Origin of the sequence: Ramlibacter alkalitolerans (assembly GCF_016722765.1) — a bacterium.
Lineage (GTDB): Bacteria > Pseudomonadota > Gammaproteobacteria > Burkholderiales > Burkholderiaceae_C > Ramlibacter > Ramlibacter alkalitolerans.
In genome coordinates this window covers 114,948-137,465 of record NZ_JAEQND010000014.1, presented here as the reverse complement: position 1 = coordinate 137,465, position 22,518 = coordinate 114,948, and the positions used below count along the sequence as shown (strand labels likewise).

The 22,518-nt window shown below is 60.7% G+C and carries 14 protein-coding genes; 7 read left to right on the top strand and 7 right to left on the bottom strand.

The window, feature by feature from the left end; all coding sequences use genetic code 11:
* Positions 1-21 precede the first annotated feature (21 nt).
* Positions 22-1,023 carry a YqaJ viral recombinase family nuclease gene (locus tag JI746_RS22895; RefSeq protein ID WP_201692605.1) on the bottom strand — a complete coding sequence of 334 codons (1,002 nt, stop codon included), beginning with the start codon at positions 1,021-1,023 and terminating at the stop codon, positions 22-24.
* A gap of 85 nt (positions 1,024-1,108) precedes the next feature.
* On the bottom strand, positions 1,109-2,068 hold the full coding sequence (locus JI746_RS22890; RefSeq protein WP_201692604.1) for a DUF932 domain-containing protein: 960 nt from the start codon (positions 2,066-2,068) through the stop codon (positions 1,109-1,111).
* A 1,067-nt stretch (positions 2,069-3,135) separates the two neighbouring features.
* Between JI746_RS22890 and JI746_RS28385 the strand changes: the two genes are divergently transcribed.
* From JI746_RS28385 to queE, 7 genes are all read left to right on the top strand, one after another.
* A complete protein-coding gene (locus JI746_RS28385) occupies positions 3,136-3,378 on the top strand; it encodes an H-NS family nucleoid-associated regulatory protein (RefSeq protein ID WP_201692603.1) in 243 nt (80 codons plus the stop codon).
* A 2,108-nt stretch (positions 3,379-5,486) separates the two neighbouring features.
* The gene (gene dbpB, locus JI746_RS22880) at positions 5,487-6,659 is read left to right on the top strand and encodes a DGQHR domain-containing protein DpdB (protein ID WP_201692602.1); all 1,173 of its coding nucleotides are present in this window, start codon (positions 5,487-5,489) and stop codon (positions 6,657-6,659) included.
* Positions 6,656-7,951 carry a tRNA-guanine transglycosylase DpdA gene (gene dpdA, locus JI746_RS22875; RefSeq protein WP_201692601.1) on the top strand — a complete coding sequence of 432 codons (1,296 nt, stop codon included), beginning with the start codon at positions 6,656-6,658 and terminating at the stop codon, positions 7,949-7,951. Before dbpB (JI746_RS22880) ends, dpdA begins: the two co-directional genes overlap by 4 nt.
* Positions 7,948-9,021, top strand: coding sequence for a DGQHR domain-containing protein DpdB (dbpB, locus tag JI746_RS22870; protein WP_201692600.1), 1,074 nt, complete (start codon positions 7,948-7,950; stop codon positions 9,019-9,021). Before dpdA ends, dbpB (JI746_RS22870) begins: the two co-directional genes overlap by 4 nt.
* A gap of 5 nt (positions 9,022-9,026) precedes the next feature.
* Positions 9,027-9,731 carry a 7-cyano-7-deazaguanine synthase QueC gene (queC, locus tag JI746_RS22865; protein WP_201692599.1) on the top strand — a complete coding sequence of 235 codons (705 nt, stop codon included), beginning with the start codon at positions 9,027-9,029 and terminating at the stop codon, positions 9,729-9,731.
* Positions 9,728-10,825: a 6-pyruvoyl trahydropterin synthase family protein gene (locus tag JI746_RS22860; RefSeq protein WP_201692598.1), complete on the top strand. Its 1,098-nt coding sequence runs from the start codon at positions 9,728-9,730 to the stop codon at positions 10,823-10,825. The genes queC and JI746_RS22860 overlap by 4 nt, the downstream gene beginning before the upstream one ends.
* A 4-nt stretch (positions 10,826-10,829) precedes the next feature.
* Positions 10,830-11,459 carry a 7-carboxy-7-deazaguanine synthase gene (gene queE, locus JI746_RS22855; protein WP_236600049.1) on the top strand — a complete coding sequence of 210 codons (630 nt, stop codon included), beginning with the start codon at positions 10,830-10,832 and terminating at the stop codon, positions 11,457-11,459.
* 269 nt (positions 11,460-11,728) lie between these two features.
* Here queE and JI746_RS22850 read toward each other — a convergent pair whose 3' ends face one another.
* The 5 genes from JI746_RS22850 to JI746_RS22830 all read right to left on the bottom strand — a co-directional run bounded on the left by JI746_RS22850 (position 11,729) and on the right by JI746_RS22830 (position 22,486).
* Positions 11,729-13,621 carry a hypothetical protein gene (locus JI746_RS22850; protein WP_201692596.1) on the bottom strand — a complete coding sequence of 631 codons (1,893 nt, stop codon included), beginning with the start codon at positions 13,619-13,621 and terminating at the stop codon, positions 11,729-11,731.
* A gap of 173 nt (positions 13,622-13,794) precedes the next feature.
* Entirely contained in the window at positions 13,795-14,361 is a 567-nt protein-coding gene (gene dpdK / locus JI746_RS28080) for a phospholipase D-like domain-containing protein DpdK (protein ID WP_269129492.1), read from the bottom strand.
* Positions 14,342-18,829 carry a protein DpdJ gene (gene dpdJ, locus JI746_RS22840; protein WP_201692594.1) on the bottom strand — a complete coding sequence of 1,496 codons (4,488 nt, stop codon included), beginning with the start codon at positions 18,827-18,829 and terminating at the stop codon, positions 14,342-14,344. The genes dpdK and dpdJ overlap by 20 nt, the downstream gene beginning before the upstream one ends.
* A 1-nt stretch (position 18,830) precedes the next feature.
* Positions 18,831-19,535 (bottom strand): hypothetical protein, encoded by a 705-nt coding sequence (locus JI746_RS22835; RefSeq protein WP_201692593.1) that lies wholly within the window; start codon positions 19,533-19,535, stop codon positions 18,831-18,833.
* The gene (locus JI746_RS22830; protein WP_201692592.1) at positions 19,532-22,486 is read right to left on the bottom strand and encodes a hypothetical protein; all 2,955 of its coding nucleotides are present in this window, start codon (positions 22,484-22,486) and stop codon (positions 19,532-19,534) included. Before JI746_RS22830 ends, JI746_RS22835 begins: the two co-directional genes overlap by 4 nt.
* Between the last annotated feature and the right edge of the window lie 32 nt (positions 22,487-22,518).

Sequence of the window (22,518 nt, the reverse complement as noted above, 5' to 3'; positions counted from 1 at the left end):
TGGCCGCGGGTTGGGACAGATTCAGACGTTCACGAGAAAGCGGCGTGAGCCGGCCTTCGGGATCGTGTAGGTCTGCACGATTTCGGGGTGCTCCTTGGCGAGCCGCTGGATGTCGATGCTGGTGTTGTCCTTGCTGCGCTTCCATGTCACGGTCCCCGCCTCGAAGAGCGCCTTGGAGGCCTCGCCCATGCGCTCCTGGATCCGCTGCTTGAGTTCCGCCTCGCGCTTGCCCTGCTCCTCCAGCAAGGCACGCACCCCGACTAGGTCCGAAATCACCGCCGCCATCTCGAAATCTCCGCGGAAATCGACCGTGCTGCCGCTGTCGCGCGGATAGAGCGCTCGCAGCGCCCGGTCGGCAGACTCGGAGCCGTCCGGCGGCGGCGGCCGGTTGTCGCGGACGCACTGCCAGAACTCCCGCTCGATCTGCATCAGGTGCTGCATCATGTTTTCGTCGCGCGTGACCCGGTGGACCTGCAGTTCCTGACCGCAGATCAGGACTGCGACATCCGCGGCGCTCTTGCCGGTCACGGCCAGTTGGTGCATTACCTGTAGTTGGACGTACTCCGGAACACCCTCCTTCCACAGGCGCGCTCCATTCAGGCCAGCCGTCTTGCACTCGAGGATCTGAACATCTGCGGCCCCGGTGACCTCCCGATCGATGTTCGCCAGCATCCAGGGCTCGTCGGGATGCTGCAGGACCGCATTGACGCGCCGCACTCGATGACCGGTGCGGCGGCTGTACTGCGCCGCCACCAGCGGCTCCAGGAGCGTGCCCCAGTAGGTGGCAGCCGTGTCATCGTCCGGATCGGGCTTGGGCAGTCGCGCATCGCGCCCGGTCTTCTCCATCCACAGCTCCAGGGGCGATTTGTACGGGTTCAAGCCGACGGCGGCAGCCGCATCGGAGCTGCCGATGCCGTTCCGGCGCACAGCCAGCCATTGCTGCCGGTCCAGGTCCTGCGTTTTCACGAGCTTCAGGGCCGGCCTGACGTGGTTGGCAGGCCGAACATCTACGACGTTGCTCATGGTGCATCATCCTTTCAGTCGTATGACGACAAAAAGGCCCGTTGCCCAATCGGGCAACGGGCTTATATCGGCGAAGGAATCGCCGTCAGGCGACCAGGTGGAGAGCCTGCTGCAGGGCCCGGTCCTTGAGAGCCGCACCGCTACCGAACCAGGCGCTGTCCAGGCGGTGGTCGGAGCTGCGGGCACGCTTCTCGTAGTCGACGAACTGCGTAACGGCATTCAGAAGGCCCCAGGCCGTCCCGCTCGCCGCGGTGAGCTCCGCGCCCTGACCCTGGGCTTCAAAGAGCTCCTGCACACGCTTCATCGCCCTCTCCTGCACCATCGGCTGCCCTGGGATGGGTTGCGGCTGTCCCAGGAGCTTCTGCAGGAAGGTGCGGCTCTCCGCGGTGTCCACCTTGCGCTCGGCCAGCAGCCTGATTCGGTACATGAAGCTGTCCCAGCCGCTGACGGCGATCCCGAGTTGCTTCTTCACGGCGTCTGGATCAAACGTAGTGCTGTGGGGTACCCTGATCGCATGCGTGGCGCCATTCAGCGCCATCGCCAGCGTGTTGTTGCAGACGACACGGACGGTGGTCGGCGTGGCAGTGGTCGCCAACGTTCCATCGCACGAAGTTGCGAGCAGGAAGTACCCGCGAACGACGTCATTGCCTTTCAGTTTGGCTTCCTTACCCATGCGGGCGAGCGCCCAGAGTTTCCTGCCATTTTTCAACACGCCCGCCGTTTCGAGCTCGTAGCCTGCCGCCTCTGTGAGGTCCCGGTAGAACTCGAGAACGGTCTTCGGCTGCACGATCTGGTAGCGACTACCGACGACGGACAGCGCTGCGTGCGTATCGCTTCGATAGAGAACCTTCTGGCCCTCGAAGCTAAGAACGCGTGAAGCGTCGGTGGTGTATGTCTGGTACTGAACGGGGGCCTGCAGAATCTCCCAATCCATGCCGGCTTGCTCCGCCCAGACTTCAATCGGTTGCCGCGACGGCAGCGCGTTTCCGAGGCGATGCCAGGGAGCTACGCCGACATGGGCCATCGTTTCGACGAGGTGTGGCATTTGATTCCTTACGATCTGTCCTTGGTGCTCACGCAGATGTCGGGCTCCTCCCGAAAGGTGAATCCGCAAGCCACGCATGAACGGTTGTCGAGAAGGGACTCGTCGACCACGGAACCGGCCTTAGCGCCGATCGCAGCCCCCGCCGAACCTCCGAAAAGCATCGCGGCCGCAGCGCCCATAAGTCCGCCCGCCACCGAACCGAAAGGGCCGACCATGGCACCGGCAGCGACTCCAAACTGGGCTCCCCGCATCACGCTGACCGCTCCTGCGGTCGCCCCTATGACCATCCCGATGGTGGCCCCCGTTTTCTTCGCAGCGTCACGCGCAGTGACACGCTCCGACGCGCAACTCGGACATTTCATGTTGGTTCGCCTTCTCCCGCGTTATGAGCGGGCACAACAACAAACCCGCGAGGCATCGGTCGACAGCACGCCGGCCAGATAGCGGGGAAAACCTGGAACGGGCTGAGGTTGACCTTTCGGTGCACTACCATCTCCAGATCACATTAGTCATATGTGGCTGAAATAATCTGGGATCCGCGCGTGGGTAGCGGCTGAAGACTCGAGCGCCCTGAACGCCTGATCGCCAGCGGTAGCAAGTTCAATCCGCGCGGCAACCCGTACCTCGTCTCGAGTCGGCCGCCGGCTGCTTCCGGTGCGAACTTGCAGCGAGCCACGTACCGTACAGGCACCGGGAATTTGTGCAAGCAGTGCTAAAAAGTAGTTGCGGAGTGCGCAGCGCCATGTCCGTAAGTGCTTGATTTTAAATACCTTTCTATTGATCGAAGCTCTCAGAGGACCTCAAAGGTATTTCTTGGAGGCACGAAGTCCACAGGTGCTCGTTGTGCCACGAGAGAAAGCAGTCGATCGAAAAGTCGCAGGAGCAACTCGGACGCAACGTGCGCCGCAATGAGTACTGCGGAATGCCGGCCGAGGGGCGTGTTCTAATTGCCAGGCGTCCCAAGGAACAACCTATGCCAACATACGTCGAACTACAGCAACAAATCAAGCAGCTTCAACAGCAAGCGGAGGCGTTGAAACTAGAAGAGCGCCAGGGCGTTAGATCGCATGAAAGAGGCGATCGCGGTTTACGACATCACGGCGGCAGAGCTCGGTCTGCGAAAGGAGCGCGCGAGAAGAGCAACTGGCCAGCAGAAGCGCCTTGGAAAGCAAAGAAAGACGCAAGGTGCCACCCCGGCGTACTCCGACGGAAGGGGCAACTCCTGGGGCGGCAGAGGCCCGCGTCCAAAGTGGCTGCGCGAAGCAATGAGCAATGGAGCGACGCTGGAGGAGTTTGCGGCGCGGACATGAGATCCCAGAGCAAAGGCTCGTCGAACGTCCGCTATATGTCGCTGTTGCAGGTCGTTGGGCGGGTTGCAGGTGTGGATGTCGGCAGCGGGGTCTTCGGACAGGGCACAACGACACATGCCGCTGGGGAATTCGGACGCGAGAATGCCGTCGGGAGTGACCCGACCTATCCATCACCCCGGGCAACGGTTTGAGGCCCGGAACTTTGCGCCTATCGTACCGACAGGGGACAGCGCAAGGCGCGACATCGCATCCGCTGATCGAATGAGGTGAGCGGGTCCGGGAACGGCGGCTGACGCATCGGGCTGCGGTTGCGAATCACCAGCGACTTGGATGCCCTGTGCGCTGCGGCCAGGGTGGCAACCGCGGATCAAGTTCTGCTACACGCGCCGTAAGGTGTTCAAAGGCTGTGATCCAGGTCCTCCGGCCGGCGCCACTCGATCGGTGGTCCCACGGTGACCAGAGCCCGGTGGCCTCCGGTTGTCTCCACTCGGCGCGCCGAAGCGCAGCGCGGGGCGGCCGTCGCGAAGGCGATCTCCTCGGGCGACTTCAATTAGAGTGGCCTGAACGCCTCTGTGTGGTCCTGCACCATCTAAGACTCGGCCACCACTCGGAACACGTGTTCATTCACGCCTGCCTGGATGTGGCCCTTGTGCGGAATGCGGATGTCCCGCACCACCTCGCCCACCGACCAGGCGGTTGCAGCAGACGAAGCGAAACGTGCCCGCGAGCACCTGATAGGGAGCTAGGCCGGAGATTGTTCTCAGGATAATCTCGTTGGCCTCCGGCGGGGTCTGGAGTTGGCCGGCGTAGCGCACCCAGCTCATTTGGTTGGTCTATTCAGTGTCCTTCGACTCGGATACTGCCCGGGAAGACTTCCCGGCAGACACCGCGCAGCACCTCTGTTGGGAATCTAGGTGTACCGGTCGGACCGCTCAGCGTGCTTGCCAACAGCAGATTGAGCGTGTCCTCGCTTGAAACGGTGCGACCGGCGAGGCGCGACGGGCGCCCGCCCCCACTGCGATCCGAGCCCTGGCCTTCCAGGCGGCCTTGCGCGGTTGCGTCGACTTGGCCGGGGGTACTACGGCCGCAAAATACGGGGGCCGAGAACACCAAGGGCGCAGTTATTTGCGCTGTTACAATTGTTCTCTGCTACACTTATTTGGCGACTCACCCAGCTTCATCTTGCAGATTCGCCAACTCATTGTCACCAACTGCACCGCTCGCAAGCGGAGTGCAGGAGACGCTCTGCATCTGACCGCCACGATGCTGGGCAGCAGCCTGAGAGGCACTGCAAGGCATTGGGCAGAGGCGTTGGCAAAACACGAGCCGCGCCTTCCTGCAGCAAGTCTCTACGTGGGCCGCTCCATTGCTGATGCGAAGTTCGTAGCAGCCCACCTGCGTGCGCCCTTGTACGTCGCGTCTGCAGGAGTAGGCCTGGTCCACAGCGACGACATGGTGGCTCCTTACGACCTCACCCCGGCCAATAAGGACAGCGGCTTGCAGGTTGCGCTTTCAACACACGAAAGCACCGCCGCAGATTGGTGGCAAGCCATCTGTGGCCGTGGTCTCGCGGGCCTTCTCCAGGAAAACCCCAGCGCGGTCCTCCTCGCGGCTTTGCCCGCCACTTACGTCCAGATGCTCGCGCCCGACTTGGCCAGGTGCACACATCACGAACTTAGGCGGGTACGACTATTCACTTCGCGCGCAGGCGCCGCGAGCCTTCCGGGCGTCCTTTCAGCGACTGTCATGCCCTACGACGAAAGGCTGGAAGCTGTGCGGCAGTATGCGGGGACGCGCGCAGACTTCCCACAGCGCGCTCTTCGCCATTTTGTTGAACGCCTGAGCGGCCACGAACTCGACCAACGTGCCGGGCTGGAACTTGTAAGGCAGGCACTAGCAAAGTACTGCGTCCCGAGGACGATCGCGCGCACCCGCGCGAGCGACGAACAAGTCCAGCAATTGATTCGCACGAAGTGGAAAGCAACCGGCGGACGAAGTTCCGTGTTGCTGCGATATTTGAGAGATGAAGCGCTTGTCGCGTGCGAGCAGGCGAGATTCGGGAAGCTGTGGCGAGAGGTGCGCGATCAACTATCCGCGTCCGAGCGTAGATGACGGGTCGTCGCGTGTTGCCTAAGAAATTCACCGCTGCGCGGACTTCCGACGAAATCGTCGTGCGTGCGTTGCATACCACTCAGGGCAATGGCACCGACGTCTATGCGTTCTTCATCCACGGCTCAGACATCGTGCGAGTCGCAGACATCTCCCGCGTCGGTCGCGATGACACGGACACGCTTAAGGGCTTCCAGCGGCCAGAGATCCGGTCCCACGTCAAAGGCATCGTTGAGTACTTAAATCAGGGGCAAGTGCTTTTTCCAAATGCCATCATCCTGGCACTGTCACCAGCAGTCCACTTTGCTGCATCGCGAGGTACGCGGCCGACCGGAGATGAAGGCATCGCGCAGAGCGGAACTCTCACGATTCCTGTTTACGAGGAGGGAAAGAGAGTCGCCTGGATCGTTGACGGCCAGCAGCGCTCTCTCGCTCTCGCGCGAGCCGAAAGCCGCGAAATCGCGGTGCCTGTGATCGGTTTTGTTTCCGACCGGATCGATGTTCAGAGGGAACAGTTCATCCTTGTCAACAAGGCCAAGCCACTTCCGACTCGGCTGATCAACGAACTCTTGCCAGAGACGGGCGGACTACACCTGCCGCGCGAACTTAGTGTGCGCAAAGTGCCGTCCGAGCTATGCAGCCTTCTGAATCGTGACCCTGCATCGCCTTTTCACCAACTGATCAAGCGACCTTCCGACGGCGCCGCCGCGGGCAAAGCCGTCGTCACTGATTCTGCTGTCATAACGATGATCCGCAACAGCATTAACAATCCTCTGGGGGCCTTGGCCACTTTTCGGCTCGCGACCCCGGGGCGTGAAAGTGCCGACCTTGAGAACATGTATCGCCTGCTCGTTACCTTCTGGTCGGCGGTGAAGGCAGTTTTCCCGGAAGCTTGGGGGCGCGATCCGCGCCACAGCCGCCTGATGCACTCTGCCGGCATATTGGCGATGGGTGTGCTCATGGATCGAATCTACGCACGCGTGTCCCCGCACGAAGATGTCAAGTCGGTACAGCGAGAGCTGCAAAAGGTCGCGTCCTCGTGCCGTTGGACCCGCGGCACGTGGGACAGCCTGGGAGTTGCTTGGAACGAAATCCAGAACACGACGCGCGACATCCGTCGATTGCAAACAGCATTGGTCCAGGCGTACATCGGCGGGGGTGAGGCACCGTGAAGTTCCTGTATTCTGATACTCAAGACTACGTCGATCCGAATTACGACTTCGAGACGGATTCGTCGCCGGCAGCTCGCGAACGCTACTGGCATGACTTGTATGCGCACGAAATCATGGATCAGACGCCGTACGACGGCCTCCTTGTGTCAATGAGCGCAGTGAGGCAAGCCGACGGCGTGTCGGCTTCCAAAGTGCGCTATTCCACGGCGGAAGAACAGAGGCTGCTTCGCGAGGGCGCGCGGCGATTCCTGCGCTTTAACGGTCCCAAGCATCGCGAATTGATGCTCATGGGAGATTGCGGCGCCTTTGCGTATGTCGAGCACCCGGAGCCAGCATACAAGCCCGATGAAGTCGTTGAATTCTATCTGGACGCGGATTTCACCCACGGCGTCTCGCCTGACCATGTGATCTTCGACTGCGATCCGAAGAATCCGCCGGCGGGATCTATGCCAAAGGACACGCTGCGCCGCTACGAAATCACCCTTGAGAACGCTCGAGAGTTTTTGAAAATATCGCGAGCCGAAGGCAACTTGTTCGAGCCGATGGGTGCAGTCCAAGGTTGGTCGCCCGAAAGCATGGCCGAAGCCTCAGCCGCGCTCGTCAAGATGGGGTACACCTACTTGGCGATCGGGGGTCTGGTGCCCCTGAAAGTACCCCTGATCAAAGATGTGCTGCGAGCGATTCGGATAAGGGTTGGTCCTGATCCGAAGATGCATCTGCTGGGTTTCGCGAAAGCCGACCACATCGGTGAGTTCACCGGCTATGGCATCACCAGCTTTGATTCCACATCGCCGCTTATCCGTGCGTTCAAGGACAAGAACTCCAACTACTACATGGAAAACGGCCGGGGCCAGTTGGACTACTACACGGCACTCCGAGTTCCGCAGTCCCTGGATAACGCACGTCTGATGCAAGGCGTGAAGCGCGGACTTTTTCGTGCCGAGGATCTTCGCGTGAGAGAAGAGCGGGCATTGCGCACGTTGCGAGAGTTCGACCGCGATCGACGCACAGTCGAAGAAGCGCTCGACGCGGTGATGGACTACTCGCAGTTCCTTGTTCGAGGAGATGGCACTGGGGCGGCCGCCCAGGACAAGGAACTGGCGACAACCCGCGCACGAATCGCACGAACGCTGGAGGAAAGGCCTTGGAAGAACTGCGAATGTGCAATCTGCCGCGCGGTCGGCATTGAAGTCATGATTTTCCGCGGCAGCAATCGAAACAAACGACGTGGGTTCCACAACCTCGGTGTCTACCACCGCCACGTGCATCGCACTCTGGAGAACCGAACATGACTTTCTTTCGTTTTCCGGCCCTGAGCGCACGCCAAGCCGACGACCACGACGTGTTCGTTTTTGCGGCCGAACCCAAGCAAGTGCTGGAGTTTGCACAGATTGAGCGCGTGGGCCGCAGCGATAGCGGGGAACTCAAGGGATTCCAAAGGCACCAGATCTCGTCCCACATCAGGGAAATCCGGACTTATATGGCCCGCGATGATGCGCTTCTGCCCAATGCGCTCATCGTGGCATTCCTCGGGGACGTCGACATTCAACGTCACAAGGACGGACGCATCGAAATCGAAATTGACGTCAGGAAGGGGCCCCCGGGCTTTGTCGTGGACGGTCAACAGCGCCTCACCGCGCTCTCCGGCCTCGACAAGCCTGGATTTCAGGTATTCGTCTCGGCTCTTATCTGCAAGGATTACGACCAACTGCGCCAACAGTTTGTGTTGATCAACAGCACGCGACCGCTTCCGAAAACGCTTATCTACGAACTGCTCCCGACAGTTGAGGGCCTTCCCGAGCGCTACTCAGCTCGCCGCTTCGCCGCCCGCGTTGTCGAGCGGCTGAACTTCTGCGGAAGCCAGGCTTTGCGTGCTCAGATTCGGCAGCACACCAATCCGGCTGGCGTCATCAGTGACACCGCCATGCAGAAATTGGTAATGAATTCTGCCGCACACGGGGCTATACGCGACCTCATCACCTATGAGGACCGCGAGGATCGGGCTGTTGCTCTGATCGACGAGTTCTTCACGGCGGTGGCCAAGGTGTTCGGGGGCGAGTGGACCGGCATGGCGCCACGCCACTCACGCCTGCGCCATGGCGCGGGCATTGTCGCCATGGGCTTTGTGATGGATCTGCTCTATGCGAACCAAGGTGCCGTCAAAGCCGAGGATTTCGTCGTTGGATTGGAACTTCTCAAGCCTTACACCGCGTGGACGTCCGGCATCTGGAAGATGGCGGAATATGAGATCCCGTGGAACGACATTCAGAACACGCCATCGGACATCGACCTACTTACGCGTCATTTGGTCTCGGCTACCAAGCGGCAGTTGCGTCGTCTTCGGCGCGCAGCGAACGAGTGAATCACATGCACACGTCCGCACTCGTCCTCTTCTCCGGTGGTCAGGACTCGGCCACTTGCTTGGCTTGGGCCCTTGAACGCTTCCCCCACGTCGAGACGATCGGCTTTGACTACGGTCAAAGGCATCGTGTCGAATTGGAGTGCCGCATCTCATTCCTCCGGGAACTTCGTGCGTCCCATCCAGCGTGGGGACCCAAGCTCGGAGAGGATCACCTAATTGACATTCGGACTCTTTCGCAAATCAGCGATACAGCGCTCACCGACACCAGAGCCATCGAGTTCAAGGAAACCGGACTGCCGAACACCTTCGTACCAGGGCGGAACATTCTGTTCCTCACCTATGCCGCCGCAGTCGCGTACCGCCGCGGGCTCACAGAGTTGATCGGGGGCATGTGCGAGACGGACTACTCTGGATATCCCGACTGCCGCGACGACACCATCAAAGCCCTACAGGTGGCGCTCAATTTGGGCCTAGCCACGCGCATGGTGTTGCATACGCCCCTGATGTGGATCGATAAGGCCGAAACCTGGCGACTCGCGGAGAGGATGGGTGGCGAAAAACTGGTCGATCTGATCCGCCATGAAACGCATACCTGCTACATCGGCGAGCGCGAAACCCTGAACGACTGGGGCTACGGGTGTGGGCAGTGCCCAGCCTGCGAACTTCGGCGCAAGGGATATGAACAGTACATGGGGAGATCCTATCCATGAGCACTTCTGCACACCTTACCGTCTCCACCGCTTCGTTTGAGGCGGCGAGACAGGTCGCCATCCTGCCGCACGGTCACCGCAGTCGCAGGTTGCACGGACACAGCTTCAATGCGACCGTCTTCGCGGAGTTGCGCCGCGGATGGGGAGGGATCCCGGGGAGTGAGGTATCCGCGCTGGGCGCGCGCCTACGGGAATGCATCGCGCCTCTGGACTACTCACTGTTGAATGACCATCTGGAGACACCTACGGACGAGAACCTCGCCCGGTGGATTTACCAGCGTCTAGGTACTCCAGGGATCGCTCGCGTCGCCATCCAGAGCACGGCCGTACACGGAGTGGATCTCGATCGCGACCGTCTGGCGCATGTCTGGCGACGATATCGATTCCAGTCTGCCCACCGTCTCCCTTACGTCCCGGCTGGGCACAAGTGCGGTCGCATGCATGGACATGGATTCGAGGTGATTATCCATGCCAACCAGGACCTAGGCACACGTCCCATTAGCATCGATTACGACCATCTGGACGACCTTTGGGCGCCCCTTCACTTTGATTTGAACTACCGCTGTCTGAACGAGATCGGGGGTTTGGAAAACCCGACGAGCGAAGTGATCGCCGCGTGGATATGGCGGCGCCTGAAGCCTCAGTTGCCGGAGTTGTCTTGGGTCACAGTCTACGAAACAGCATCTTGCGGCGCGAATTTCGACGGAAGCGAATACCGCATCTGGAAGGAGTTCAGCTTCGACAGCGCGACTTCACTTGCTCATGCGCCTGAAACTGACCCCCGCTCGCAAATCCACGGGCACACCTATACGTTGCGGTTGCACATGCAGGCGCCTCTTGATCGCGAGATGGGGTGGACCATCGATTTCGGTGACGTAAAGCAGATCTTCGACCCAATCTTCAAGGCACTCGACCATCAGCCTCTGCGGGAACTGCAAGGCATTCACGACGGTGACACGGGAAGCCTCGCTGCTTGGATCTTCGCGCAGGCGCACCCGAAACTTCCAGTGCTCTCACGCATCGATCTGTACGAGACCCCCGGCTGCGGCACACTGCTCGCCGAGAGCCTCGATGGCCCATGCATGCCTGTCTGACCCCATGTACTCGGTCAAGGAAATCTTCTACACGTTGCAGGGTGAGGGCCTGCGCGCAGGGCGGTCCGCGGTGTTTTGCAGGTTCGCCGGTTGCAACCTCTGGACCGGGCGCGAGCAGGACCGGCAGCAGGCGGTCTGCCGCTTCTGTGACACCGACTTCGTAGGCACCGACGGCACCTTGGGCGGCAAGTTCCGAACGGCCGTGGACCTCGCGCGCGCAGTTGCCAGCTTGTGGCCCGCTGGCGAGGGCCACCGGTACGTGGTGCTCACCGGGGGCGAGCCGCTGTTGCAGGTAGACACGCCGCTGCTGGACGCGCTGCACGCGGTAGGCTTCGAAATCGCTGTCGAAACGAATGGCACACTGCCCGTTCCCGCGGGCATCGACTGGATCTGCGTCAGCCCCAAAGCCGGCGCTGCATGGGTGCAGCGCACCGGATCAGAGTTGAAACTGGTCTACCCACAACCAGGTCTGATGCCTGGCGAGATCGAGTTAACAGGGTTTGACCACTTCTTGCTGCAGCCCATGGATGGACCGTCCGTGGCTGAAAACACGCGCGGAGCGATTAAGCACTGTCAAGCGCATCCGCGCTGGCGTCTTTCGGTCCAAACGCATAAGGTATTGGAGATCCGCTGATGGACGCGACCTCGCCTGCGGCAAGTTGCCGCTTTGCGTCACCTCGCTCACCTCAAGCGAAAGCGTGGGAACTATCCCAGCACTCTTGTTTGAAGCGCCGCACACGCTTCACGTCACCACGGAACACGAAGGTAGCTACGCGTCGCGGCCACACCGAGCCAATGTTGGTCGTCGCGGACTCCATCGTAACCTTCTGACCTTCTGACCTTCTGACCTTCTACACCGCGAACACGACTTGTGTCGAGCTACCACGTGCGCAGACTTGCCCTTTAGCTGATTCGAAGAGCACCACGGACTTGATCTTGATCTGAGACTCGCGCAGCCCATCGCTCCGCTGCCATGATTATGCTCGACGAGCCAGTCCCTTGAACGTACTCGATCTTGTGACGATGGTCGTCGAACGCCCGATAAGTAGCATGCGTGGTGGCCGCCCAAACGTACAAGATCAGGTCTGCAGTTAAGGCGTTCCGGGTCTCAGAACCTGCGGTTAGCGAAGACACGACGGACACCTTCGCGCCTGTGCGAGCCTCCAACTGTTGCGCAGCATCGTAGGCGCTGGCTTCACGCAAGGAAACAACGGCGATCTGACGCAATCCAGCATCGGCGAGCGGATCGCGCACCGGCCCCGAACCCTCAGGCGCCAGAGGGTTCAACAACTGCTCGATGTCAGCCGCGGGCAGTTCCAACATCCTGCCGATGTTCCACCACACCGCGGCCTTCGTCGGCGCGAAAGCAAGTCCCTTGCGTGCGGCCAGTGTCAAGCCATCGGTATAGAGATCGAGAAGTTGATGTGGATCCGCATGTAGCGGTCCCAAGCTATCTAGTGCCGCCCCAAGCCAGTCAAGCCTCTGAATGACTGGTCTTGTCCGCCACCACAAACGAACAATCTGTTCACACCGAGGGCACGCATCGGCAGACAAGTTCGATGTTGCCCCCACCAGGCCAAGTACAAGTTGGGAGTCCGCATCGCTTGTCACCGAAGCCTTCAACGCAACAAGCCCATCGAGCAGCGAGAGGTAGATCTCAAGGTGCTCCAACCGGGGAAAGCCCTCAGCCATGACGAACGCGTCTACGAGAGCTGCCACTACTTCATAGCGCAGCGCTCGGGGCCCGGCTAGCTGTTCGACGTCTGGGTCGGAGAGCAACTCCAGCAGGGCATCCGGCGCCGCGCTGAGGAAATTAGGATCATCGAACAAGTCTGAGTCCAGCGACGCTATCAGGGTGCGTGCCTGTATTGCACGGCATTCCTTCACTGCTGCAAGCAAAGCTGCCCAGTACGCCCCGGCGTCAGCGGGCGACGAGACGGCTGGCGCCGGAGTCAGCACAGCCGGTTCAGAGTTCTTGCCTGAAGCCGGGTGAGGCGCCTCGGGAATGGTGACCGGTGCAGGAGAAGTTTCAACAACCTGTTGTGGTGGCAAAACATCCTGCAGGAATTCAGCAACACCGGTAGGAAGGTGCGTCAGAAGCGGCGCCAGGGACCGGTGATCTCCATCAATTGCCGCCGCAAACGCGAGCATGCGGGTTGCATTCGGCTCGCCCCGAGCGTCATATATGCATTGAACTAGCTTGGGATACCAGACTCGATGAAACAGTTCATACGCCGCTGGAAGCCCATCTTGAAATTCGACGGGTTGGATCGCGCACACATCCACTGCACAGACTATGGCCGCAGCGATGCGCCGCGGGGTGGCGAAATTCCAAGCCTCGTTCGAGCAAACAAACCTGAATAACTCTTCGGTAGCGCCGCGGGCCTCGAACAGGCGGATGCGCATCTGCAGAGTACCAGGCGCATGATCCAGGTTCCAGCGGTCTATCTCATCGATACACGCATCTGCTTGAGACCAATCGCCCACCCGTAGGGCGGAGATGAATTCCAACCTGAGAGCAGCCACAGAAGGCGCACTGTCTCGCGACAGGTCGGGGCGCGACGCGAGGAATTCGTGCATTCGACCTAAGCGAACCAGCGTGTAGATTCCACTATCCAACGACGTTTCCCACCGCATGTAGCCTTGAGGCGCCAAAACCTGTAGAGAGGGCGTGAGCGGTCCGGGCGCGTCAGATGGCAAGGTCACACGATCTTCAATCGTCTCCGCATCGACCTTCTCAAGCCAAACCTTGGTATCGTCAATGTACTCGCGTAGTTCGCGCAATGAGGCGGCCATGCTCAGCCATGCAATCCTCTGCGTCACCGGTTGAACCACTGGCAGCGATGTCGGCCGACCATGGTGCGCATCCTCGACTAGGCGGTCCAAGGCCTTGCGTGCCGAGGGATCGTCATGCCAATGCTGCGGCCACCGCGGCCGCAAAACGTCTATCAGTCGTTCAGTCTCAGACGTCATGGCGTGAGTTGCCGCCAGCGGCGATCGAGTTCGGCGTAAGCCGCCGCAATCCGCTCAATGACTGATCGATCGCTGCCGGCGTGGTAGCTCACCTTTTCTTGGTTGAGGTGCACACCGGAATACGTCAAATTCATCGAGCCTTCAAGGTAAAAGTCTGGCGTCAGCAATCCCTTTTCGTGCAACTCGTCTCCGGCGATCCGGACATGTACGTTGCTTCCCGCAAAATCGCGTCCAGCCAAGAACTGTCGGGTAGCCTCCGTCTGTTTGGACACGATGCGGACCGTGGTCACCGACGCGAGCGCAATCAGCACATCGCCCAGTCGGAGACGACTTGATCCGCGAGATTGCGTAACGAGCGCATCGAACTGACCGTAGCGGTTGTCAAATACAGGGAAGTCAGAGATCCAGGGACTGCACACGTAGACAGCTCTAGCCTGGTCTGACGGCCAGTCAGTTCGCATCAGAACGCAGGCGAGCGCGGAACTAACCAAGTCGCGCAGTTGAGAACTGGCCGCGTTTGACCACACATCTAAGGTCGGCACTTCAGTGCACCTCCATGTCATCGACGCGCAGCAGGATCTCCCATCCGCGGCCATGTCGAGTCACAGCTGCAACACGAAATCCGCTCAATACATAGCCCCTGTCGTAGCGGTGAGCCAACCGCTCCGCCAAGACTGCCCCGACCTCGCCGCGCGCAGTCTCGCCGAAGCGCAAACGCAGCCGGCTGACTTTGGCCAGAGCGCGATCGAGTTCTTGCATCCACGCCGTGTTGCTTTCCACTTCAATCACCTGGTCGACCTGGGTCAGGTTCAGCCACTGACGCGCCAAGCGTCGAGACGGCAATAGCCCCTGCATTTCCTGCGCGGTGCCGAGGCACTGCGGACAAGTGTCCCGACAGGGATCGAGGGTGAGCCGAACCACCGAAGAGGTGATCTGCGCGTCCGACGGTGCTTGGCCATGCTGCGTCGCCAGCGTGCGCGCCATCAACTCGCGACGCTTGCGCGAGGTCGTCGTCCAGTACGCCCAAAGCCGAGGATCGATAACGATGCCAAGACGCTCAATAGCCGCGCGCCGGCCTGCCGTCAGCCGTCGAATCCAACGATCGGTGACCGAATCTGAGCCAGGCATCAAGGCCTTGCCGGCGATCGCCGTCACGGCCTCCTTGTCCGCATCGCTACCTGCGGCAACGAGGGCCGTCACCAAGTCGGCTCGCGCCGCGTCGAGTTCGGCATAGGACTTCGCTTCACGCACCTCCAGAAAGGCCATGCTCAAGGCGGAGTATCGCCGGAGCGAAGCTCCGACCGCCTTCGACACATTTTCAGTGATGCGCTCCGCACTGCATGCCGTCATGCTGGACTCCAGCGCCGTATCAAACAATGCGGGATCAGTTGCAGTCTCGGCCAACAGGCGATCGATGACGCCTATTCCGCCAGCCTCCGCCTCTAGGATCCAGATGGAGGCAGTCCCGGACTGATCAATGACGTCGACCGAGAAGTCATTCTCAGGTACCTCCGGCAAAACCGACTGCACCGTAGTCTCGATCGCCGAGCGGATCGTCTCGAGCAGCACGGCACGCAACCATCGATCCCAATCCTCGTCCGGCGGCGCCCACAGACAGGTCACGAGTTTGTCCATTTCGCCGGCCACTCTGGGATCGCCCCAAAGCCCGATCACCTCCTGTATACCCCGACCCGCACTACCTGGCCCGTCCGAGTCGTCACCGACATTTCCCGCCAGTACAGATCCGAGCACTTTCCTGGCGGCTGCCGGCTTGTTGGCGATGAGGCCCCAGGCGTCCGCAAGGGTGACGTTCTGCCGCAGCGCGGTCGCCACAATCATACCTAGGGCGCTGGTCACCAGCAGACCGGTACCGAACACCGAGGTCGTGTCGCGAAGCACCTCCGAATGCGTGGCCCGGTAGCGCAAGTACACCGGCCGAAGCGCGGCGACGACATCGGCCGAAAGCGCTGGTGGGCGCTTCAACACGTCCTCGCGCACGCGCAGTTCCACCCCGTCGACAGATCGCGCGAAGCCCACGGCCGCTTGGCGCTCGGATTTGCTTCCCGCCTCATGGTCTATGCTGACCACCCCCCGTTTGGTCTCGCCGCGTTCCGGCAGCAATTCATAGCGCACGCGGGAGCTGTAGCGGTACACCCGTAACCAGGAGCGCTCACGATGCAGCCACGAGGACCCGCTGTCGAAGACCGCGCGCGCTACCGGACCAGTGTGCAGAGTCAGATAGCCCGATTCTCCTTCGGGTTGGACCCTGCATGTCCACGACCACTCGGCATTGCTGCTCTTTTTGACACCCGACGGCACGTCTGCCACCACCAGTCGCGTCGGCTGAAAAATCCGCACATCGGCCAGATCGTCGTTGCGCACGAATTCGTCGAGCAGTGCATCGGCCGAAACCGCCTCCGGCACCGAGTCGTCCAGTAGGTGGGCCGACCAGGCCAGCCACTTCGAAGCTTCATGTCGATCGACCGCGAAGCGGCGCGAGACCCGTCCTGGGACGCATTCGCGCAAGGCCCGGCGTACGTCCATCGACTGGTCTTCTCCGTTCGGCATTGCCAGTTCCACGTCCTGAGTGTCAAGCACGTCCCAGGTCCGCTCCGGGAGAAACTGCGGAAGCAACCGCTTCGTCGCATTTGGTGGCGAGGCTGCGTCGCCCTCCAGGTAGTTCCACAAGACCGGCACGACATGCCTGAGCACTGCGCGGGGCGGCTTCCACAAAAGATCATTTGCGAGTGCGTCGGCATCGGCCACCCGCACGCCGCCTTGAGCGAAGCGGATCCACGCGCCCATGTCACGGGTTAGTTGAGCACGCACTTCCGGCTTGTCGACGAGTTCGCGAACGACCTGCGTCGCCTTGGCATCGAAGTAGTCGCGCCGTGACAGGTAAAGACTCGGTACACCCCGGCCGACCCGCCGAGCAATCCAATCCACCAAGAACCAGGTAGCCTGGATGCGCAGCACGAACGGATTGAAGACGGGCAACGATAGCCGGTCAAGGCTCGGAGAGAACAGCCGCTCGCTATCTCGAAAGGCCCAGCGGTCGCGCCCATGCTCGGACAGAACTACCACGGTCCAGGGACGCATGCCCTTACGGCGTCCGGCACGACCCTTTCTCTGTATGAAGGACGCCGCGCTGCGAGGCGCCTTGTGCTGGACGACCATTCCCACGGCGTCGTCGTCGAAGCCCACCTCAAGAGCACTGGTGGCTAGTACGATGTCCGCGCGCGCATCGACGCCAGGATCTTGGCTACTTGTGCGCCCGACGTGCATAGCGACCGTAAGGTCGTGGTGGAGTTGCTCGCACAATCGCCAGGCCTGCCCGGCAAGCCATTGGGCATCGTCGTCGGAGTGATGTGCGCGCAGACGAGCGAGGCGCTTGGTCTGTTCAGCGTCGCAGAAGTCAGGAAGCCACCGGTTTACGACGTCAAGGTTGTCAGTGAAGGCAAAGACCTTCTGCCCGAAGAAGTGGTTCGCAGTTATGACGTTGCCACGTCGGCTACGTGTGCGAGAAGTTAGTAAGCGGGCCCCCAACATCACCGTCTGGATAGATGTGGCAAGTACCCCGGCGCCGCCTCCCGGATGAGACTTCAGCACGAGGTTGTACTCCTGGCCTTCCGTGGTCAGTTCGCCGGCAGAGGCGTCCGGCGCGATCTCGACAATCGAGGCTTCCGGGATCCCAGACAGAGTGGCGAGGTGGTTGGGCGCATCCTGCAAGGTTGCGGACAGGCCTACGACGTGGATCGAATTTGCATGCCGCTGTCCTCGCGTCCAGTAGGCCAGTCGCCGTAGGATCCAAGGCACTTGGGCGCCAGTAAGTCCTTCGTAGGTGTGGATCTCGTCCAACAGGATCATCTTGAGGTGGGACGTGCCAGAGGCAAAGCCAAGCACCTCCCTCCCGAGCTCGGAAGACAACTCCTTATTGATCATCTCGATAGACGTCAACAGAATGTCCGGCGGACTGGTGAGCAAATCAGTTCGCGTCAGGATCACGACACCGTCAGGCACCACCACCTCGGTGATGTCGTCTTCAAGGCACAGCACCGTCCGGCGAGCCTTTCGATCCTTATCGAGCCAAACCAGCGGCTTGCCCGTTGAAGGGTCTCGCAGGTGCGGCACTCGATGGCCGAGGATACCCCGGGGCCGCGGCCACGCGCGCATCTGGTAGCGGTTGCGGTGGTCGCCCTCGAAATCCGAAGTGAGGGGCACATCGCCGATGAGTGCCCCCACGCGAATCTGGCGTGCCAGCTTGCCCTTGAGCGCCGAATTGACCACCATGGCCAGTTGCGTTGCCTCGCCGAACTGATCGGCCAACAGCACGTTGCGGGGATAAATCGACAGCACCCGCGTCGCGGCTTTCGCGTCGTCTGCTATCTCCGCCGCAATGCCCATCAGCGCCGGAATGTAGAAAGCCTTAGTCTTGCCACCACCAGTGCCGGCCGTGATGACCGTTGCGGTTGAGCTCTCTTTGGCCCGGTAATGGCCCAGGATGCGTTGGCTTGCTCGAAGCTGGAATCCCGCGAGACGGATGCTATCGTCAGGTCCGCCGCACAGGGCCTCCAGAACCTTACGCTGTAGATCTTGATGCCACGAGAAGTTCGACAGCGACAGCCACGCGGCGGCGGAGTCGATGTTACGGACCGGGAATCGCCGTGGCCCAAGATGAAAACGCGCGTCGGAAACGAGTTCCGGCGCCGTCGCCCAGTCATCCTCGCGGAAGCGCTGGCGCAGTTTGAGCAACAGGCGGGCAGACTCTGCGAATCGCGAGCGATACGTCGCTGGCGGTCCAAAGGAGATGCGGTAGAGCAACCCGGCCGACACCAAGTCGTCGACCCATAATGCCTCGCCTACCGGCCCGGCCAGTTCGCGGAACTCACCACCCAGGGTGGGGTGGCTGACGAATAGGCTCACCAATTCATCGCTGGTGTGCGAGACGTCGATGAAGCCCCATTCCATTAGGCGGACTTCGGCCTGCTCCAGGCGTGTCAGCAATTCACCAATTAGTTCGTCACGTCCCATGTCACGCCAGCATTACTCGTAGAGATTTCCACAATTGCGGGTGAGCATCGAGGTACTCGCGCACTTGCGGATCAAGCAAGGCCTTGGGATCGCCTCTACCCGCTTGCGCTTCCTGCAGGAAGGTCTCGATAGGTCCGTCCATTCGAAGCGCCGCAATCTCCGCGTCGAGGCCTCTACGTGCTTCGACAATAGCTTGCACCACGTTGCTATCGGTTGGCGGAGCGTTTCCCTGGGCCAACAAGCGGTCTAGTTCCTGCATACGCTGGCCCAGGTTCGGACTCAAGCGGTGCGCCAAGGGCCGGAAGATACTCGCACGATTGCGGTGGTCCTCGCCCAACTGCCTCCAGATCTCCTTAGCCTCGTCAGAAAGCAACGTGCCCGCACGCTTGATCTGCTCGAGCTTTTCGCTGAATTTACGGTTGTCTGGCGCTGGCTCGTTGAGTAGGGCGCTAATTTCGCGAGCCCTGGCTCGTACCGCGCCAAAGCGCTTATGCTGCGCCTCGGCCAGCAGATCCGGCCTACCCTGAATGGTGCGCAATGCCTCGACCTGTTCGAGTACAACTTGGAGCCCGGCCCGATGTCGTTGCGCCTCTTCCTGCGATTTGAGGTAGGTCTGGCGCCGACGCAATAAGGCGTCCTGAATTGGTAGGCCCTTGATCTTGGCCTCCAGTTGGCGAAGATGGTTCGCTTGTGAAAGGGGCGTCATACCTTGGCTCCGGCCGCGCCAGACTCCTCGCTGCCTAGGGCCACGAGTTCATCTATAGCAGACAATGCGTTATTCCGATCCATCTCTACCTCTTCCTCCGTCAGCACCTCAGACAGGCGTTCGGCGAGAGTCTGTTGCAGGCGCTGAATTGCGTTGTCAGCGCGCGAAACGAAGTCGACCGTGTCTTTGACAGACGCAATATCCAGGTTCAACACGGACACGGGTTCAGCTTCCAACACCTTGATGGCGTCTTCGATGGCCAACACGTATCGCGAGACGACTGCGGGCGCCAAGTCGCGGATCTGGTTTTGCAGTCCCGAATCGCCCAAAGACTGACCGGCAGCCTCGCAGGCCTTGATGACGGCTCGCGCGCCCTCGAGGTACTCGCGCAGCGCATCCGGTATCGATCCAGTCGACAGTCCCCATGCCCGCAGAAGCGGTTCGAGCGAATAGGTTAGACGGTAGAGCGCCCGTTGCTCCTCTCCCAGCACCTCATCCAGCTTTGCCCACTTAGATGCAATTAGGCGACCGATGGCTGGATAGTCGGTGACTGTCTTGGCCGCGTCGATCTCTCCTAGCGAGAGGTCTTCCGGCGGGGCCGATAGGTGCTCGATGAATGGACGCGGATCGATGAAGTTGATACCGCCCGTACCCTGCCGGACGGCCTGCTCTTCCACGATAAAGTCGCGGATTTCCTGCACCCGTTGCGGAAGGCTGGCGGCAAGTTCTTGCGTTGACGCCGTAAGAGTTAGGGCCGGAGTAGGCTTGAAGGAGACGATTGCCTCGACCGCCCCCGCCTTGTCGGGTGGGAGGTCCTTACGATTTGAGAACCTGTACGCCAAGTGCAGGAAGCGAATGCCGACTCGGATAGCATCAGCCGGTTTGGACGAGCTGAAATCGAAGCTGCGGATGAGTTTGTCGGCATTGTTCGCAAGCCATGTTCCATAGCGCCGTCGCGCGTCCTCCCCACCAGGGAAGCGCCACGATTTCCGACCAAGGTGCTCGAACGCGGAGAGGTCCGTGAGCAACTGAAAGATCTCCTCAGACCTGCTGAAGCTAAAGCGGGCCTTGCTCGCCACACTCGGCTTTCGGATCATGCCCTCAATCTCGATGTTAGAGGCATCGATTGACCCGGAAGCGCGCCTGATCCGATCGGACGGTTCGCGTACATCATCAAGAGGGAGAGATTGAGTAATGACCGCCGCCAACATTTTGCGGAAGTCTGAGTCTCCCTCGAGAGGGCGCTCCAGTCGAAACCAGGCCTGCAATCGATTGATGGCCTCCGTGTACTTACTTGACACCTCAGGCACCAGAGGGACCCGGGGCTTCGGTTCGGGGGCTTGGGGCCTCACAGGCGAAGGTCTCGGGGCCGTCCCCTGACTGAAGGGTGGATGCCCGAACCATGGGAGCATCGGGGATAGGGAAGTTGCGCCGCCCGCAAGGGTCTCAGAACCTGTCCAGTAATACAGCAGAAACGGTATCCGACCTTTTTGGTCCGCAGTCCATCCGATCAGCATCCGGTCCTGCTCGACGAGGAGATCCCGCGGAGATCGCGGTTCTATGGACATACCCAGATTGACGCTTCGGGATTCCTTGGCCATGCCGCCTAACAGTCGCAGCACGACGAACTGCAGTAGCGTTCGGGGTGTCAAGAGCTTCGTATCAGTCAGACCCGATAGCAGGCGCCTCGCAGCTCCTGGCGACAAAGGGTAGAGACCGACTTCGGCCTCGCCGAAACGCACGGCGCCGAAAGCCTCAAAACACTTCGACTTCAACGCGCACTCCTCGCACGCACTGTGGCGCTGGTCACCATAGTGTCGGACGTCGTCACCGAGGACGTGCACCTGTTGCGGTCCTACTCGAAGTCCGTTCAAGTAGCGCGCAACAAAGCGGTCTGTCGCGTCGCCACCGGCTTCGGATGTCGTGAGGCTAGCTTGCGGCAAGATCTCAAGCACGCGGTCGGTGCGCCCTCGCAGGTTGTCCGGCAGTCGATTGAAGGCCGGCACAGTCATGCCCAATACACTGAGGAGCGGACACAACGCAGGATCGTTAAGGGGTTGCAGCGCGTTGATCAATTCCTCATCAAGGACAGACAGCGTAGAGACATCCTCGACGAAGAGTGCCAAGGCTTCGCCTTGACGCTGCATCTCCTCCCGAATTTGTCGGAAGATCTCATTGAGCGTGTGGCCCCGAAGTCCGGTAAGCCCCGCGATAGCCTGGCGCAAATGTTCGGTCGCTCTTGTCGCGGCATCGCGCCTCAATGCCTCATCGTCCGACAACCGGTCAGCGAGATCGTCGTCGAATCCGAACCGCGCATTTGCGGGGAAGTCGAAGTCCTCGTCAGTAAAGGGTGGCAGCGCCTCGCGCGCGGCCACGTCGCTCTCTTCGGTCAAGCGTCGAATGTTGCGGTCAATCGCCCCACCTTTGCGACAAAGCCAAGCCACAGTGGCGTTGGCGTTAAATACCTCGTCTAAGGCCTTCAATTTTTTGTGCGTTGCATCGCGTGTGGCAAGGAGGCAGTGTTGCATCTCGGTATAGAGGCGACGCTTTGCCGCCTCTCCGGACACGCCAGCGATCGCCGCTTGGATCTTGGCCAGGTAGCGTTCGTACTCAGGCAGTTGCTCAACGAGTTGCTCCAGCGCGTCTTTGAGGCTACCCGACCGACGGCGGATCAGGACAGACCTAAGGCGCCGTTTCCCCACCCCCGGATGTTCGCCATGAGCGAGCGCATCATCAAAGCGCAGCTTGAGCCAGTTGATCAATTGCGACTTGCCGGCGCCGTGCTCGCCTTTGACGATGACCAGTGTCTCGGGCTTGGAAGCGGCGAAAAGTTCCTCGAAAAGATCCTGCTGCTCCACTGGCCCAGCGGAGTCCTCGCAAGTGATAGGCGAATGCGTCGCGAGGAACCAGTCAGTCGCATCGACGCCCACCTGCGAGATGGGAGAGAGCATCCGCGTCGCGTACGCGGAGTCCCAACAGATGT